The organism is Meiothermus sp., assembly GCF_026004115.1.
Classification (GTDB): Bacteria; Deinococcota; Deinococci; order Deinococcales; family Thermaceae; genus Meiothermus.
In genome coordinates this window covers 2,406,669-2,423,956 of sequence record NZ_BPIM01000001.1, presented here as the reverse complement: position 1 = coordinate 2,423,956, position 17,288 = coordinate 2,406,669, and the positions used below count along the sequence as shown (strand labels likewise).

The window sequence follows — 17,288 nt, the reverse complement described above, 5'->3', positions numbered from 1 at the left end:
GGTGGAAAGAACCCCTACGGCCCGGCAATCGCCCGAATAATACCAATCAGCACCAATCCCACGGCCAGGCCCCAGAAGTACAGCGCGGTTCGCTTGCTGGCCGCTCCTTGCAGGGCCAAAGCCCAGATCAACAAGCCCAGCAGGGCCGCCCCTAAGGCCAGGGTAAAAAGCAACGCGGGCAGGTTGGCAAAAATAGTTTGGATCATCTAGACCCCCAGCAAGGCTCTAACTTCGGCGGCCACCCGTTCCCTGGTGAAACCCAGTTTACTGTACACATCAGCAAAAGGGGCACTGGCTCCAAACCGATCCAGACCCACTACCCGCTGGGCGTAGCGCTCCCAGCCCAAGGTAGTACCGGCCTCTAGGGCCAGGGTGGGCAGGTTCCTGGGCAGAATCCCTTCCCTGTACGCCACGGGCTGGGCCTCGAAGGCTTCCCAGCACGGCAACGAGACCACCCGCACCGGAATTCCTCCTTCGGCCAGGAGCTTCTGGGCCTCGAGGGCCAGCGAGACCTCCGAGCCCGTAGCCACAATGGCAGCCCTGGCCTCTGGCACGTTGGAGATGATGTAGCCACCCCGCTCAACTCCCTTGGGCCGCACCCCGTCCAAGACCGGCAGGGCCTGGCGGGTCAGGATCAGGGCGGTGGGACCCCCGGTTCGCTCTAAAGCCATCTTCCAGGCCACGGCGGTCTCGTTGGCGTCGGCGGGCCGGATCACCCACAGGTTGGGCATGGCCCTGAGGCTCATCACGTGCTCGATGGGCTGGTGGGTGGGACCGTCCTCCCCTACGGCGATAGAGTCGTGGGTGAAGACAAAGATGGTGGGAGTTCCCATCAGCGCTGCCATCCGGATGGCCGGGCGCATATAGTCCGAGAACACCAAGAAAGTGCCCCCGTACGGACGCAAAGCTCGGCTCAGGGCAATGCCATTCATAATGGCCCCCATAGCGTGCTCACGCACCCCATAACGCAGGTAGCGCCCCGAGGGGTTATCGCGGCTAAAGTCGGTCATGTCCGGGGTGCGGGTGTTGTTGGAGGGGGTCAGGTCGGCAGAGCCACCTATCAGTTCCGGTAGCACCGGCACCAGCTTTTCCAGGACTTTGCCAGAAGCAGCGCGGGTGGCCAGTTTTTCTCCAGCGGTAAAGCTGGGCAGGTGCACTTCCCAGCCCTGGGGTAGCTGGCGCTCTATTCTGCGCCGGAACTCTGCGGCTTTATCGGGGTTCGCTTGGGCCAGGGCCTCCAGTTTGGCTTCCCACTCGGTCTGGGCCTGCGCGCCCTTTTCCAGGGCACGGCGGTAGTCGGCGTAAACCTCCTCGGGAATTTCAAAAGGCGCATGAGGCCAGCCCAAAGCCTGGCGGGTTGCGGCCACTTTTTCTGGGCCCATAGCGTCCGAGTGGGCTTTGTGGTGGCCCGCCAGGGGCGAACCGAACCCGATAATCGAGCGCACCGAGATCAGGCTTGGGCGGGGGTCGGCCCGGGCTTCGCGCAGCGCAGCGCGAATGGCCCCCAGATCTTCCCCCTCTACCCCCGGCACCACATGCCAGCCGTAGGCTTCATACCGCTTCAGGCGGTCTTCGGTAAAAGCCAGCTCGGTGCGGCCATCAATTGAAATGTCGTTGTCATCGTAGAGCACAATCAGCTTTCCTAGCCGCAGATGCCCGGCCAGTGAGGAGGCCTCCCCGCTCACCCCCTCCATCAGATCGCCATCCGAGGCAATCACGTAGGTAAAGTGTTCGGCAATGTCGCCGAACTCGGCCACCAGCTTGCGCTCGGCAATCGCCACCCCCACCGCCGTGCTGATGCCCTGCCCTAAAGGTCCGGTGGTCACTTCCACACCGGGGGTGTGCCCATACTCGGGATGCCCAGGTGTTTTGGAGTCCCACTGGCGGAAGCGCTTGAGTTCTTCTAGAGGCAGGTCGTAGCCGCTCAGGTGCAACAGCACATAAAGCAGCATAGAGCCATGGCCTGCCGAGAGCACGAAGCGGTCTCTGGCGGGCCAGTGGGGGTCTTTAGGGTTGTGCTTCAGAAACTCCGTCCAGAGCACATAAGCCGCCGGAGCCATGCCCATGGGCATCCCCGGGTGGCCCGACTTGGCTTGCTCAACAGCGTCGAGGGCCAGGATACGAATGGCATCAATCGAGGCTTTGGGATTGGGGGGGGATTGACTCATACCCCGCAATCATAACGCGCTCTCCAACTGTCATCCAACCGACTTTCCCTTCATGTCAGGGCTGGTGCATAAGGTAAAACCACCCCTTCCTCCCCCAACCCCCAACGGGGGAGGCCAGGTGGGGGCATAACACCCAGCCGGGTCGCCTACCCACGAGGATTTTTTGCAAAGCCAAGCGTTTGCAGCGCTTCTGGCTGAGGTTTGCAGGGGTTCACGCACCGACCCTGCCCTGCATGTCCAGCGGTGCTTGTACCCTATATCCGCTCGATAAACCGGGACATTCTTCCCTAGGACACATGTCCTCTAACCATGTTCTTAGACTCCCCCAAAGGGGGAAGCACGCTATGGAAGAAAAAGAGCAAAGACCCATAGGCGCCTTGTTTGTTGTTGGCGTAGTTACAGTTTTTATCTTGGCCTTCTGGTTTTTCCACTTCTTTACTCACCTTGCGAGAGGTTAGACCATGGAACAGCATGAACACGTCATTGAGCGATATGAGCGGGCCTGGATCCTTTTTGGTCTGGCCATGATTACCGTTTTCATCATCCTGATCGGCTACATGATGCTTACCATGGGCAACACCAACCCGGTGAGCGCAGCACGCATCGATGCCACCAAGGTTCGCACCGAAGGCGATTTCGCCAATCCACGCGTTGAGCAAGTAGGCAATGAGTATGTAGCCTATGTCCAGGCTTTCTCTTTTGGCTATTTGCCCATGGAGATGAAATTTAAAGCAGGCCAAAAAGTAACTTTTTACATCACCTCACCCGACGTCCAGCATGGTTTTAAGGTTGAAAATACCAACATCAACGTGCAGGTTATTCCAGGCGAGGTTGCCAAAGTAAGCTATACCTTCAAAAAACCAGGTGAATACAATCTCATCTGCAACGAGTACTGCGGCATCGGTCACGCCAACATGGTCAGCAAAATTGTCGTGGAGCCATAAAAGGAGCTTTGGATGGCAGTCAAAACCTTTCCCAAAATAGATGTGTACGCGGGGGCACCCGAAAAGAAGTACACCCTGTTCATGCTAATGTTGGGCTTTATCGCCCTGATGGTCGGCACCCTGTTTGGCCCCCTGCAGGCTTTTAACTATGGTGGGCTGGATCTGTACCCTTTCCTCAAACCGGTCTTCCAGAGTTACTATCAGGGTCTGACCATCCATGGGGTTCTAAACGCCATTATTTTTACGCAACTATTTGGCCAGGCCATTATGGTCTACCTACCGGCTAAAGAGCTGGGCCTCAGGCCCAACATGACCCTGGCCTGGGTCTCGTTCTGGATGGCGCTGATTGGCCTCCTTATTGCCGCTTTGCCGTTGCTGGGCAACGCTGCTAGCGTGCTTTACACCTTTTATCCCCCCCTCAAAGCCCACTGGGCTTTTTATGTGGGCGCTGCCCTTTTCGTACTTTCCAGCTACGTGAGCATCTATCTGGTTCTCGAGATGTGGTCGCGCTGGAAAAAAGCCAACCCAGGCAAGATTACCCCGCTGGCCACCTACATGTCGGTTACCTTTTGGCTGATGTGGTTCCTGGCCAGCCTGGGTCTGGTGGTGGAAGCGCTCTTTCTGATTGCCTGGTCGCTGGGCCTGGTGGCAGGGGTAGACCCCTTGCTTATGCGTACCCTGTTCTGGTACACCGGTCACCCTATAGTGTACTTCTGGCTACTGCCGGCTTATACGCTGGCGTATGTCACCCTGCCCAAACTGGCGGGCGGTAAGCTGGTCTCCGACCCCCTCTCGCGCCTGGTGTTCCTGCTCTTCTTGCTCTTTTCTGTACCGGTGGGCTTCCACCACCAGTTTGCCGACCCCGGCATTGCTCCTTACTGGAAGATGATCCACACCATCCTGACCATGATGGTGGCAGTGCCCAGCCTCATCACCGCCTTTACCATCGCGGCTTCGCTCGAGGTAGCCGGTCGGGCCAACGGGGGTAAGGGCCTGCTGGGTTGGATTGGCGCATTGCCGTGGAACAATCCCACAGTTCTGGCTTTCCTGCTGGGTTTTCTGGCTTTCATTCCTGGGGGTGCTGGCGGCATAGTTAATGCCAGCTTCAACCTCAACCAGAACATCCACAACACGGTTTGGATTCCCGGCCACTTCCACCTGCAGGTGGGCACCCTGGTTACCATGGCCGCCATGGGCACGGCTTTCTGGCTAATTCCCCACCTGACGGGCAAACCGCTGGTGGCCCGTGGCATGGCCCTGGCCTCACAGTGGTTGTGGTTCCTGGGCATGTTCATCATGACCTTTGCCCTGCACTGGATGGGCTTCTTGTATGCCGTACCCCGTCGCTCTCACATCGCCGGGAGTCCCATCGCCATGGAGGCCTACCGGGAAAGCTCGGCCTGGATGGTCTTGAACATCGTGTCGGGGGTCATCCTGCTGATTGCGGCCATCCTGTTCTTCTATGTCATCTACGCTACAGCCTTGCAAAGCCGCCGCGACCCCGACCGGGTAATGTCTGAAGTACCTTTTTCAGAGGTCATCTCCAAGCCGGAAGGTAGCAGCCTGGCCCTGCTGACCGAACGGATCTGGTTCTGGTTTGGCATTGCCGTTGTGCTGGTGGTGCTGGCCTACGGCCCGGTGCTCTTCCAGATGTTTACCAATATGAACCCGGTTCCAGGGCAACGGCTCTGGTGACTTCCCCCCTCGAGAAATGCCCCTGGCAAAGCCCAGGGGCGTTTCTCATCTGAAAGCATCCCGACCCTTCGCAGATGAGCCCGTGTGTACAACAAGTAGTAGATTGAAGGCCATGAAAAAGCTGCCCCGTGAAGTTTATATTCTGGGCACTGTCAGCCTGTTTACCGACATCGCCTCGGAGATGGTCTATCCGCTCCTGCCGCTGTTCCTGACCGGAGTGCTGGGAGCTTCTACAACGGTGGTGGGCCTGGTAGAGGGCATCGCGGAGGCCACGGCCAGCCTGTTCAAAGTTATCGGGGGGCGCATTTCCGACCGGATGGCAGCTCGAAAACCGCTAATTTTGTTGGGCTATGGCTTTCCGGCATTACTCAGGCCCGTGCTGGCCCTGGCCATGGCCCCGTGGCAGGTTCTGACTTACCGTTTTCTGGATCGGGTAGGCAAGGGGCTTCGCACTGCACCCAGAGACGCCCTGATTGCAGAGGTAGCCAGTCAGGATAGCTATGGGCGGGCCTATGGGCTCCACCGGGCCATGGATAGTCTGGGCGCTACCCTTGGGCCACTCCTGGCCTTCTTGCTTTTACCCTTACTAGACTTTCGCGGAGTGTTCTGGGTCTCGGCCATTCCTGCAGTCCTGGCTACCCTAGTTATCCTCTTCTTTTTGCGGGAAAAGCGCGGCCTCGCTAGGCCCTTGCCTCCCTTTCGATTGTCGGCGTTTTCACCTCAATACCGCTGGTTCTTGCTGGTAACGGGGGTTGCTACACTCGGGTTGTCTTCCAACGCTTTCCTGATACTTCGCCTGAACGACCTGGGACTAGGAGCAGCCCAGGCCACCCTGGTCTACACCTTTTATAACCTGCTCTACGCCCTGATGGCCTATCCACTGGGGTCGTTGGCAGACCGGGTGGGTGCACGCAGTTTGGTGCTGTGGGGGTTTGCCACTTACGCTGTGGTCTACCTGGGGTTCGGACTGAGTTTTTTAGCCTGGCACGGAACCATCTTGTTTTTGCTGTACGCGCTTTACAGCGCTGCCTTCGAGGGCAGCAGCCGAGCCTATCTGGCACAAATCATACCGGCCACAGAAAAAGCCAGCGCCATTGGGCTATACCACACCCTGGTGGGCCTGCTGCTGCTCCCAGCCAGCGCCCTTTTTGGCTTTTTGTGGCAACATTTTGACGCCAGCACGGCTTTTTTTACGGGTGCGGCTTTCAGCTTGCTGGCAATGATTCTGTTTTTGCTTGACCCCACGCACAAGCGCGGCTATACTTCTTAGTTGGCCCCTCGCGGGTCATGAGGAAGCCTCGGTCAGCGTACTGAGGCTCACCCGACAAGGAGACCTGAATGCCCTTTACCAAAGAAGATAAAGCTAGCGTGATCGAGAAGCACGCCCACAAAGCCGGCGACACCGGCTCGACCGAAGTGCAAGTGGCCCTGCTGACCGAGCGCATCAATCGTCTCTCCTCGCATCTGTCTGCCAACAACAAGGACGTTGCAGCCAAACGTGGTTTGCTGACCCTGGTAGGGCAGCGCAAGCGGATGCTAAGCTATCTGGAAAAAAAGGACAAGGCCCGCTACAAGGCCCTGATCGAAAAGCTTGGGCTGCGCAAATAAAAAAGTCCGGGGGCAACCCCGGACATTATCTATCATGTACAATACATTTGACTCGGTAGGCGGGGCCGGGGATTGGCTCCGCCGATAACTTGAAGCCTGGGCCCCCCTGGTTTTAGTAATTGCGCACGGGCCACATCATCTTGAGTATGTATCCAACCGAACCTTGCCTACTCTACGGCCTACTCTACGCCCCTAGCGAACGCTTTATGCATCGCTCCCCCTTCAAATACGGGAGCGTTTTGAATCTGTCCTAAAGCGTACCCAGCGCTATAACTGGGCCATCAGGAGCTAATATGAACGAGGACAACCCAATACCCCAAGGTAAGCGCTACAGCGTGGACGTGGGGGGTCGCACCCTGACGATTGAAACCGGAAAATATGCCAAGCATGTGGCCGGCTCTGTCTGGATCAGCTATGGCGAGACCGTGGTAATGGCCACAGCCCAGGCCTCAGATACCCCCATCCAGGCCGATTTTCTGCCCTTAACGGTGGAGTTTGAAGAAAGGCACTACGCAGTTGGGCGCATCCCCGGTAGCTTTATGCGCCGTGAAGGACGACCTGGCGAAAAAGCCATTCTCTCGGCGCGGTTGACCGACCGCCCCATTCGGCCTCTCTTTCCCAAAGGCTTTCGGCATGAGGTGCAGGTTCTTTTGACGGTGCTCTCAGCCGACCAGGAAAACACCCCCGACATCCTGGGACCCATTGCGGCCAGCGCGGCCCTAATACTTTCGGATATTCCCTGGGACGGACCCATTGCAGCCGTACGGGTGGGCTTACAGGATGGGCGGCTGGTACTGAACCCTGTTATTCAGGAAAACAGCCAGCTCGATCTAGTGGTAGCAGGCTCCAGGGATGCCATCATCATGGTGGAAGCCGGCGCCCAGGAGGTCTCGGAGGACCAGCTGGTGCAGGCCCTCGAGTTTGCCCACCGGGCCATGCAGCCCATCCTGGAGTTGCAGGAACAGATGCGGGCCGAACTGGGCAAGGAGAAGTTTGCCCACGTACCTCCAGCCAAGCTGGACGCCGAAACCCAGGCTGCCCTCTACCAGCGGGCCCTCGAGAAGGGGCTTTCCAACGTTTTGCAAACCGCTTCTAAAGGCGAACGCTCGGCGGCTCTGGATGCCTTTAGCGAAGCTCTGCTGGATGAGTTTGTCCCCAGCCGGGAGGATGGTTCGGTGGATCTGGAGCGGCGCAAGCTGGTAGCAGAGGCTTTCGACGAGGTAGTTAAGCAGGAGCTACGCCGACTGGTGTTGCAGGAAAACAAGCGGGCCGACGGGCGCACACCCCAGCAGGTGCGGCCCATCTGGATCGAGAGCAACGTGCTACCCAAACCCCATGGCTCGGCCATCTTCAGCCGGGGCGAGACCCAGGTGCTGGGCGTGGTCACGCTGGGCACCGGGCGGGACGCCCAGTTGGTAGACGACCTGGGCATCGAGACCGAGGAGCCCTTCCTGGTGCACTACAACTTTCCCCCTTACTCAACCGGCGAGGTCAAGCGCCTGCGTGGGGTCAGTCGCCGCGAAGTAGGCCACGGCAACCTGGCCAAACGCGGCCTGCGGGCGGTGCTCCCTTCCAGGGACGAGTTCCCGTACACCATCCGGGTAGTGGGGGATGTACTCGAGTCCAACGGTTCATCCAGCATGGCCACGGTCTGCGCGGGCTGCCTGGCCCTTCTGGACGCCGGTGTACCCCTCCGGAAGCACGTGGCCGGTGTGGCCATGGGCCTGATCAAGGAGGGCGACCAGGCCGTGGTGCTGACCGACATTCTGGGCCTCGAGGATGCGCTGGGCGACATGGATTTCAAGGTAACCGGTACCCGCGACGGCGTGACAGCCCTGCAAATGGACATCAAGATCAAAGGGCTCACCCCCGAGATCATGCGGGCCGCGCTGTATCAGGCTCGTGAAGCCCGGCTTCACATCCTGAGCCTGATGGAACAAGCCGTTCCTACCCACCGAGCCGAAATGAAACCCCAGGTGCCGCGCATACTGACTTTGAAAATCAACCCGGAGAAGATTGGCGGCATCATCGGACCCGGTGGAAAGAATATACGCGCGCTGGAAGAGCTGGGCGTGGAGATCGACATCGAGCAAGACGGTACCATCCGGCTCTACAGCACCAACGCAGCGGCTGCTGAGGAGGCCAAAGCCCGCATCCTGGGCCAGACCGCCGAGGCCAAAGTAGGTGAAATCTACGAGGGCACTGTCACACGCATCACCAACTTTGGCGCCTTCATCGAAATTTTGCCAGGGAAGGACGGGCTGCTCCACATCAGCCAGCTCGCCCAGGGCCGGGTGGAGAAAGTCGAAGACGTACTCAAGTTAGGCGACAAGCTCAAAGTCAAGGTCAACAAGATTGACGAGCAGGGCCGGGTGGATCTGATTCGTCCGGAGCTCGAGGGCCTGGTCGCCCCCCGCAAACCTCCGGTTAGACGCTAACCCTCCGATTTGTAAGTTTGCGGGTTACTGCGTTCTCGCCGGTATGCCAGAAGCCACAGACAGCTTACGTCCAGGGGGCAGGCTTGAACCAAGCCAGTGCCTGCGATAAATCCCCATGCAGTGTATCCGTTGGAGCAACCATGAACAGCAACCCACCTTTTAGCCGTCCCAGGGGGCCGCGCAAGCGGCAAGAAAGGCCCAAGCCCAAGAGGCCGGTCATCCTGGGCAAACCCGATAGCGCCGTCGAAATTGTCTTTCTGGGCGGTACGGGTGAAATCGGCAAAAACATCACTGCCATCCGCTACGAAGACGAGATGTTCATCATTGACGGGGGCCTGGCTTTTCCGGACGCCCGGATGTTAGGCGTGGATATTGTAATTCCGCGCATTGACTATCTGGTTCAGCACAAAGACCTGATTCGGGCCTGGGTGCTTACCCACGGCCATGAAGACCACATTGGCGCCCTGCCCTATCTATTTCCTCAGTTGCCGCGGGTTCCGGTGTACGGGGCCAAGCTCACCCTGGGGCTGGTCAAGGGCAAGCTCGAGGAATTTGGACTGAATTTGGGCGACTACAACTTCAAGGAGGTCTCCCCCGACGACCGCATCTCCATCGGGCGCTACTTCCAGCTCGATTTATTCCGCATGACCCACTCCATTCCGGACAACTTCGGCATGGTCATTCATACCCCCATTGGCAAAATCGTGCACACGGGAGACTTCAAGCTCGATGAACGCCCCATCGATGGCAAGACCTCCCACCTGGAAAAAATCGCCCGGGCGGGCGCCGAAGGGGTACTATGCCTGATTGCCGACTCCACCAATGGCGAGCGCCCCGGCATCACCCCCACCGAAACCGAGGTAGCAGAGGAACTGGATAAGGTGATTGGGGCCGCTAAAGGGCGCATCTTCGTAACCACCTTTGCTTCGCATATTCATCGAATTCAGTCGGTGGTTACAGCCGGCGAGAAGTATGGGCGCAAGATTGCCGTGGAAGGGCGCTCGATGCTCAAATATGCCCGGATTGCCCTCGAGCTCGGCTACTTTAAGCAAAAAGACCGCTTCTACACCCTGGACGAAATCAAGGATCTGCCCGATGAGCAGGTGCTGGTCATCACCACCGGCTCCCAAGGCCAACCCGAAGCCGTGCTCGCCCGCTTGGCTGCTGGCACCCACAGCAAGATGAGCATTAAGGAGGGCGACACGGTTATCCTGAGCAGCAGTCCTATCCCCGGTAACGAAGAAGCGGTTAATACCGTCATTAACAGGCTCTACGCCCTGGGGGCTTATGTCTTCTACCCCCCGCGTTACCGCGTGCATGCCTCGGGCCACGCCAGCCACGAAGAGATCAAGACCGTGCTCAACCTGGCCAGGCCCAAGTTCTTGCTGCCCTGGCACGGCGAAATCCGCCACCAGACCAATTTCAAGTGGCTGGCCCAAAGCATTCCGCAGCCCCCCGAAAAAATCTTGATTCCCGAGAACGGGCGTCTGATTAAGCTCACGGCCAACAACATCGAGTTTGACGGTAAGGTACCCCATGGCCAGCTCTATGTGGATGGGCTGGGCGTGGGCGACATCACCGATGAAATCCTGGAGGACCGCAACCACATGGCTGCCGAGGGGGTGGTCATCATCACCGCGCTGGTCAGCCGCGATCCGCTGGTCGAGGTCATTTCCAAGGGATTTGTGAAGGCCGGCGAGCGTTTGCTGGGCGAGATCCGCAAGATGGCCCTGGACTCGCTGTATAGAGGGGTGCGGGAGAAGAAGCGGCTCGAGGAAATCCGCGACGACATCTACTACCCGGTCAAGAAATTCATCGCCAAAAACACCGGGCGTAACCCGGTTATTCTGCCCATCGTGATTGAAGGCTAGCCATCCTCGAGCCGCTCCAGTACGCGCAGAAGCGCCCGGCCTCGAGTTTGGTCACGCACCTGCTCCTGGAATAGGGGCAGCTCTCCTTCGTCCAGCGCGAAGACCACGGACAATCCTGCTTCGTTGTAGGCTTCGGTTTCGCGGTGAAGACCTGCCAACAGATGAAACAGGGTATTGCTGAACTCGAAGGGGGCTTGCAGGGAGCAGCGCACCCTGGGCACAACAACCCGCTTGGGGGCTTGCCGCAGGCATTCGGAGGCCGCGCCCCCATAGGCCCGCACCAAACCTCCGGCCCCTAACTTGATGCCCCCAAAGGTGCGGGCTACCACCACCACAACCCCATCCAGACCCTGTCCTTCGATGGCGCTCAGGATGGGGCGGCCTGCCGTTCCGGAAGGTTCGCCATCGTCGGAAAAACGATACCCAGGCCCCACCTTGTAGGCCCAGCAGTTGTGGGTAGCTTGCGGATTCCGCACGGCCTGCACATACGCCAGGGCCTCCTCGGGGCTGGCGACCGGGGCAGCCTGAGCCACAAAGCGCGAGTGCCTGACCTCGAGTTCGTGGCTCCACGGACGCTTTAGGGTGAGTCTTGAATGCACACCACTCATGGCTGCAAGGCTTCGCCCAGACGCGCCCGCGCCGCCTCGTACATGACCTGAACATCTGCCTTGACCCCCGTCCAGAGTTCAAAGGCCAGCGCCCCTTGCCAAACCAGCATCGGCAATCCCCCCAGGGTGGGCAAGCCGGCTTTCTGCGCCTCCTGCATCAAGCGGGTCAGCGGTGGATTGTAAATGATGTCTACCACGGCCCCTTCACGCGGCAACAGGCCCTCGGGCAGGGGCGAACTCAGGGGGTCTTGCAGACCCACGCTGGTGGTGTTGATGAGTAAATCACAGCTTCGTACCGCCGCCTCCAGCAAAGGCTCGGAGACCACGTGCAAGCCCAGGGCATCACACAGGGCCTGGGCCCGCCCCTGGGTGCGGTTATAAACGGCTACGTGGGCCCCTTCTTCCTTGAGAGCGTAGGCTATGGCTCGAGCAGCCCCCCCCGCCCCCAGCAGCAGGGCTTTTTTGTTGCGGTAGGAGATACCCGCCTCGTCTAGACCCGAAATAAACCCCGGGGCGTCGGTGTTGTAGCCGATCAGCCGGTGTTGGTCGCGCACTATGGTGTTGACCGCACCGATGGCTCTGGCTTCCGGGCTTAGCTCGTCCAGATGGGGCAGCACGCTTTCTTTGTGGGGAATGGTAACATTGACCCCTGTGTAGTCTCGCCTGATTTCCAGCAGACGGGCCCGCAAAAACGGCGGTGGGGTCTCGAGGGCCCGATAGGAACCTTCCAGCCCTGCCGCTTTCAGGGCCGCCTCTTGCATGCAGGGTGAAAGCGAATGCTCGACCGGAAAGCCAATCAATCCGAGTTTCACAACTGGATTTTACGCTCCTTATAGCCGTTTGCCAAAAGCAAGGCGTCGTTCAACTTAGCCCCGACCTTCAGCTCAGGCCCACCCCCCCGCACATTACACTCCCCCAGGCCTGGCTTGCTAAGATAACGTTGGTGAGAAACCTACTTTTCGCTTTCCTGTTGGTTGCCTCCTTGGCCCAGGCCAAAACGTACATCATCCCCATCGAAGGGACGATAGACGGGCCGCTGGCCACATTCATAGAACAATCCCTCGAGCAAGCCGAGCGCGAAGGGGCCAGTGGGGTGGTGTTCCGGGTCAACACCCCCGGCGGACGGGTGGATGCTGCAATCCGTATCACCGACCGCATCCTGGCCTCCACCGTACCCACCCTGGCGGTGATCGAAAACGCTTTCTCTGCGGGTGCGCTGATCTCCCTGGCGGCTCAGCAAATCATGATGCTGCCCGGTTCTAACATCGGCGCGGCCCTGCCCATCACGGTCACCCCGGTGGTGGGCAACGCCACCGCGGCCGACCGCAAGGTGATCTCGGCCCTGAAGGGCAAGTTCCGGGCGGTGGCCGAAGCCCGCAACCGCCCCGCCAACATCGCCGAGGCCATGGTTGACCCCGAGGTAGAGGTGCGCGGTATTACGACCAAGGGCGAACCCCTGACCCTCTCGGCCCGAAAAGCAGTGGAACTGAAGGTAGCCGACGCCGAGGTCGCCAGCCTGCGGGCCGCCCTCGAGAAAGCCGGGTTCAATACCGATACCCAGGAAGTACAGCCTGGCCCGCAGGTGCGGGTAGCCCGCTTTCTCACCGACCCCACCATCGCCGCCATCCTGCTCGCGGTAGGGGTATTGGGGCTCATTCTAGAGTTCTTCACCCCCGGCACCTTCATCCCCGCCATCGTCGGCCTGACCTCGCTGGGCCTGTTCTTCCTGGGGGGCTACCTGGCCGGCCTTTCCAGCGCACTCACCATCATCCTGCTGTTTGGCGGCCTGTTGCTGGTGGTATTTGAGCTTTTTGTGACCCCCGGCTTTGGCATTCCCGGCCTGGTAGGACTCGGACTGATTGGTGCTTCAATATACTTCACCTTTGGGGATGAGGCTTTGCAGGTGGGATCATTTGCGATTATTGGGCTAGCCGTGGGGCTATTCCTGATCTTTCGCTATCTGCCCCGTGGTCGGGTGGCCCGGCCTTTCGTGCTCAGCAGCGCCGTAGAAGAAGTGGCCCCGCCCAAAAACGAGCTGGAATCGCTGCTGGGCGCGGTGGGTAGCGCGCTCACCGACCTCCGCCCGGCTGGCACTGCTCAGTTTGGTGACCGCCGTGTAGATGTGGTCACCCTGGGCGAGTTTATAGACCGGGGCCAGACCATCCGGGTCGTTCAGGTTGAGGGCCCCAGGGTAGTAGTACGCAAGGTAGACGGCTAGGCATCGCGTATGCACGTTCTTAGAGAGAGTAGGAGCCTTTGTTCGTCATGTCGTCTGTACGGTGGTGTAACCTGAGTTGATAAGGTTTTACTGTTGAGAAGACTAATCAGGAGGACTACATGGAGTTTGGAGCTTTGATCATCGCAGGTTTGGCTTTGCTAGCGGTCTTCATGTTTTTTTATCTGGTTCCCGTACCGCTGTGGATTACGGCGCTGTTCTCGGGGGTCAACGTGCCACTCACCGCTCTGGTGGGGATGCGCTTCCGAAGAATTCCCCCCGCCAAGATCGTCAACCCGATGATCAAGGCCTTCAAAGCGGGCATACCGGTGGAAACCGCCAAGCTCGAGGCCCAGTATCTGGCCGGCGGCAACGTAGACCGCGTTGTAGACGCCCTCATCGCCGCCGATAAGGCCGGCATCAAGCTCAACTTCGACCGCGCTGCAGCCATTGACCTGGCCGGCCGCGATGTACTGGACGCGGTGCGGCTCTCGGTTAACCCCAAGGTCATTACCAGCCCCATGGTGGCCGGCATGGCCAAGGACGGCATCCAGCTGCTGGCCACTGCCCGCATCACGGTTCGGGCCAATATTGACCGCCTGGTGGGTGGTGCGGGGGAAGAAACCATCGTGGCCCGGGTCGGCGAAGGTATTGTGGCTTCCATCGGTCAGTCGGAAGACCACAAGCAGGTGCTCGAGCAGCCCGACCGCATCTCCAAAACCGTACTGGCCAAGGGTCTGGATGCCGGCACGGCTTTTGAGATTCTCTCGGTAGACATTGCCGAAGTGGACGTGGGTAAAAACATCGGGGCCCAACTTCGCACCGACCAGGCCGAAGCCGACAAGAAAATCGCCCAGGCCAAGGCCGAAGAGCGCCGGGCCATGGCTGTCGCGGTCGAACAAGAAAACACCGCTCTAGTCGAGGCCATGCGGGCCAAGCTGGTCGAGGCCCAGGCCGCCGTGCCCATGGCCCTGGCCGAAGCACTCCGCAGCGGCCGCATGGGCGTGATGGACTACTATCAGCTAAAAAACATCGAGGCCGACACCGATATGCGCGAATCCATCAGCAAGGCCAGCGGCGGCAACGCCCCCGAGGGCGGGCCGACTGGTACGCAGCGCTAGGTAGCCTGATGGGGATGTGGTGGTCAGAGGAAAGCCAGGGAGCCCGGCGCTCCATACCTGGGGACAGGGGGGTTGGGGACACTCAGCATATGCGGAATCGTCCCCCTCCCTCTCCCTTCTTCCCTTGCCCCTTTACCCCCCCGTCCCCGCCCGGAGGGTCTCATGGGTTTAGATGATCTCTTAGGTCTGTTGTTCTTATTTTTCTTTATCGTGCTGCCCGCTTTGCAGGGCTTGCTGCGGCGGGGCCGGCAGATGCCACCCGATTTTGAGCCCGATGAAATTCCCTTGCCAGGGGAAGAGCGTCGTCCACCGGCGCAGCCTCGACAGGCCCAGCCCCCCCAGTCGAGTACACCTGCACGTCCACCCGCCCCCGGAGCGGCTCCCGCACCCCCCCCAACCAGCAGCGCCCCAACCCCAAGGCCTCTGGTCAGCCCGCCTTCCCAGCCACCCAGGCCCAAAGCACCGGCGGGTCAGCGCCCCAAGACCCTCGAGGAGATCGAGCGCGAGCGCCTGGCCCGCACAGGGTCTCGTCCAGCCCAAGAGCCCGCTCGGCCGGCCCCAGCAAGGTCAACCCCGCCAGCCGCCAAACCCAAGACCGAACCCACAGCGCAGTGGACGTTTTCGACCACCCCCCATGCTATTCTGAACGGTGTGGTTTGGCATCAGGTGCTGGCTGAACCCAGGAGCCAATATTGGAGAAGAGTACGCAAACTAAAACGATAGTCCCCCTACGCTCACCGCAAGAAGCCCTGGCCTTGCTCGGCCATGGTGACAAAAATCTTAAAACCCTGCGCAAGCTCCTACCGGCGCAGCTGGTCGTGCGCGGGCAGGAAGTACAAATTTCGGGCAACCCCGACGAGGTGCGGCTGGCCGAGCGGGTGATGCGGGATCTGGTCACCCTGGTTCGCCAGGGAGCCGATATAGATGCGGGAACCCTCGAGCAGGTCATTCTGGTCGCCGAAAATGGGCAGTCGCTACCCGTCGAGACGGCCACACCTACCCTTGGCAACGAGCTCACCCTACCCGGAAGGCTCAAGCCCAAAACGCCGGGGCAGCGGCAGTACGTGGAGGCCATTAGCACCCACGACATCACCTTTGGCATCGGCCCTGCCGGAACCGGCAAAACCTACCTGGCTGTCGCCATGGCCGTGGCCTTCCTGAAAGCCAAGAAAATCAAGCGCATCATCCTGACCCGCCCTGCCGTAGAGGCCGGGGAGCGTCTGGGTTTTTTGCCCGGCGACCTACAGGCCAAAATTGACCCCTACTTACGCCCGCTATACGACGCCATCTTCGACATGATTGACGCCGAGCGTTTTGATCAGTACATCCAGTCGGGGGTGATTGAGGTAGCCCCGCTGGCTTTCATGCGCGGGCGCACCTTAAACGACGCCTTCATCATTCTCGACGAGGCGCAAAACACCACCCCAGAGCAGATGAAGATGTTCCTTACCCGAATGGGCTTCAACAGCCGGGTGGTCATCACCGGCGACATCACCCAGATTGACCTGCCCAAAGCCCAAAAAAGCGGCCTGGTAGAGGCCATGCGGATTCTCAAGGGCATCCAGGGGATTGCCCAGCAGCGCTTTTTGGAATCCGACGTGGTGCGGCACCCGTTGGTCGCCCGCATCATCAAGGCCTACGAGTTCCACGAGCACGAAAGCGAACGCTCCGCAGAGCGTTGAGTTTTGCGGATGGCACAGGTGAATTTGGTCGCCCATACCCCCCTACCCCGGGGCCTGGGCCCACCGGTGCGTAAGGCCTTGCGAAGCCTCCTGATCGAATTGGGCCACGGCGACAAGTTCCTTACGGTCATTCTGACCGATGACCAAGAAATAAGGGCCCTCAAGCGGCAGCACTGGGGCGAGGACGCCCCCACCGATGTGCTGTCGTTTCCGACCTACGAGCCCGGTGATCCCTTCATACCGCCCCATCTGGGCGATATTGTGATCAGCCTGGATACCGCCCGTCGTCAGGCTGCGGAACAAGGCCATAGCCTTGTCCAGGAGGTCAAGGTGCTGGCTGCCCATTCTTTGTGGCATTTGCTCGGGCACGACCACCCCTCCGAGGCGGAGTGGGAGGGGTTCCGGCAGGTGCAAGCCCGCATCCTCGAGCTCTAAGGGTCGGGTAAGCTGGTGTTGCTGTAGGTCGTAGCTCTTGGGTCAAGCACAGGATGCTCAACCCGTTGGCCAGGCCCACCCCACCCAAGCCCCATGCCCACCCTGACCCCTCCCCCCAAACCCGGCTCCGACCCCCTGCCCCTGCGGGGCCTGCGGGCCTCTTTTGCCTATGCCTGGGCCGGGGTTCAACTGGCCTGGAAAAGCCAGCGCAACTTCCGCCTCGAGGTCTACATTGGAGCCGTAGCCCTAGGGCTGGCCCTGTGGCTGCAGGTAAGCCTGGTACCGGTGTTGCTGCTGATTGCCCTGGTGCTGGGCCTGGAATTGCTCAACACCGCCCTCGAGGCGGTGGTGGACTTGGTCTCACCCAACTATCATCCCCTGGCCAAAGCCGCCAAGGATGTTGCAGCCGCTAGCGTACTGATTGTGAGTGGAATTGCTGCCCTGATCGGGATTCTACTCCTCGCGCCGCCGCTTGTGAGCCGCCTGGGGCTGTGGTAAACTTC

General features: G+C 59.9%; 16 protein-coding genes. 12 read left to right on the top strand and 4 right to left on the bottom strand.

All coding sequences use genetic code 11. From position 1 onward, the window contains the following. Positions 1 to 14: 14 nt before the first annotated feature. Positions 15 to 206: a hypothetical protein gene (locus Q0X23_RS11770; RefSeq protein WP_297860462.1), complete on the bottom strand. Its 192-nt coding sequence runs from the start codon at positions 204 to 206 to the stop codon at positions 15 to 17. Then, a complete protein-coding gene (gene tkt / locus Q0X23_RS11765; RefSeq protein ID WP_297860461.1) occupies positions 207 to 2,168 on the bottom strand; it encodes a transketolase in 1,962 nt (653 codons plus the stop codon). A 233-nt stretch (positions 2,169 to 2,401) separates the two neighbouring features. Here tkt and Q0X23_RS16110 point away from each other — a divergent pair, with 233 nt between their 5' ends. The 7 genes from Q0X23_RS16110 to Q0X23_RS11730 all read left to right on the top strand — a co-directional run bounded on the left by Q0X23_RS16110 (position 2,402) and on the right by Q0X23_RS11730 (position 10,724). Continuing rightward, entirely contained in the window at positions 2,402 to 2,626 is a 225-nt protein-coding gene (locus Q0X23_RS16110; protein ID WP_308446091.1) for a cytochrome c oxidase subunit 2A, read from the top strand. Between the two features lie 3 nt (positions 2,627 to 2,629). Beyond that, a complete protein-coding gene (locus tag Q0X23_RS11755) occupies positions 2,630 to 3,112 on the top strand; it encodes a cytochrome c oxidase subunit II (protein WP_119340790.1) in 483 nt (160 codons plus the stop codon). A 12-nt stretch (positions 3,113 to 3,124) separates the two neighbouring features. Further along, positions 3,125 to 4,807: a cbb3-type cytochrome c oxidase subunit I gene (locus Q0X23_RS11750; protein ID WP_297860460.1), complete on the top strand. Its 1,683-nt coding sequence runs from the start codon at positions 3,125 to 3,127 to the stop codon at positions 4,805 to 4,807. 112 nt (positions 4,808 to 4,919) lie between these two features. Continuing rightward, complete coding sequence (locus Q0X23_RS11745; RefSeq protein ID WP_297860459.1) at positions 4,920 to 6,077, top strand: MFS transporter; 1,158 nt, start codon at positions 4,920 to 4,922, stop codon at positions 6,075 to 6,077. A gap of 68 nt (positions 6,078 to 6,145) precedes the next feature. Further along, a complete protein-coding gene (gene rpsO, locus Q0X23_RS11740) occupies positions 6,146 to 6,415 on the top strand; it encodes a 30S ribosomal protein S15 (RefSeq protein WP_297860458.1) in 270 nt (89 codons plus the stop codon). 293 nt (positions 6,416 to 6,708) lie between these two features. Further along, positions 6,709 to 8,853: a polyribonucleotide nucleotidyltransferase gene (pnp, locus tag Q0X23_RS11735; protein ID WP_297860457.1), complete on the top strand. Its 2,145-nt coding sequence runs from the start codon at positions 6,709 to 6,711 to the stop codon at positions 8,851 to 8,853. A gap of 140 nt (positions 8,854 to 8,993) precedes the next feature. Continuing rightward, a complete protein-coding gene (locus Q0X23_RS11730) occupies positions 8,994 to 10,724 on the top strand; it encodes a ribonuclease J (RefSeq protein ID WP_297860456.1) in 1,731 nt (576 codons plus the stop codon). On the opposite strand, the gene Q0X23_RS11725 is transcribed toward Q0X23_RS11730, so the two are convergent. Both Q0X23_RS11725 and Q0X23_RS11720 read right to left on the bottom strand, forming a co-directional pair. Continuing rightward, entirely contained in the window at positions 10,721 to 11,332 is a 612-nt protein-coding gene (locus tag Q0X23_RS11725; protein ID WP_297860455.1) for a YigZ family protein, read from the bottom strand. The genes Q0X23_RS11730 and Q0X23_RS11725 overlap by 4 nt on opposite strands. Next, the gene (locus Q0X23_RS11720; RefSeq protein ID WP_297860454.1) at positions 11,329 to 12,144 is read right to left on the bottom strand and encodes a shikimate dehydrogenase; all 816 of its coding nucleotides are present in this window, start codon (positions 12,142 to 12,144) and stop codon (positions 11,329 to 11,331) included. The genes Q0X23_RS11725 and Q0X23_RS11720 overlap by 4 nt, the downstream gene beginning before the upstream one ends. Positions 12,145 to 12,275: 131 nt before the next feature. Here Q0X23_RS11720 and Q0X23_RS11715 point away from each other — a divergent pair, with 131 nt between their 5' ends. From Q0X23_RS11715 to Q0X23_RS11695, 5 genes are all read left to right on the top strand, one after another. Beyond that, complete coding sequence (locus tag Q0X23_RS11715) at positions 12,276 to 13,550, top strand: nodulation protein NfeD (RefSeq protein WP_297860453.1); 1,275 nt, start codon at positions 12,276 to 12,278, stop codon at positions 13,548 to 13,550. 119 nt (positions 13,551 to 13,669) lie between these two features. Next, positions 13,670 to 14,668 (top strand): flotillin-like protein FloA, encoded by a 999-nt coding sequence (floA, locus tag Q0X23_RS11710; protein ID WP_119340782.1) that lies wholly within the window; start codon positions 13,670 to 13,672, stop codon positions 14,666 to 14,668. 692 nt (positions 14,669 to 15,360) lie between these two features. Beyond that, positions 15,361 to 16,350, top strand: coding sequence for a PhoH family protein (locus tag Q0X23_RS11705; protein ID WP_119340780.1), 990 nt, complete (start codon positions 15,361 to 15,363; stop codon positions 16,348 to 16,350). Positions 16,351 to 16,359: 9 nt separating this feature from the next. Further along, positions 16,360 to 16,785: an rRNA maturation RNase YbeY gene (gene ybeY, locus Q0X23_RS11700; RefSeq protein ID WP_297860452.1), complete on the top strand. Its 426-nt coding sequence runs from the start codon at positions 16,360 to 16,362 to the stop codon at positions 16,783 to 16,785. Between the two features lie 93 nt (positions 16,786 to 16,878). Beyond that, a complete protein-coding gene (locus Q0X23_RS11695; RefSeq protein ID WP_297860451.1) occupies positions 16,879 to 17,283 on the top strand; it encodes a diacylglycerol kinase in 405 nt (134 codons plus the stop codon). The last annotated feature ends 5 nt before the right edge of the window (positions 17,284 to 17,288 follow it).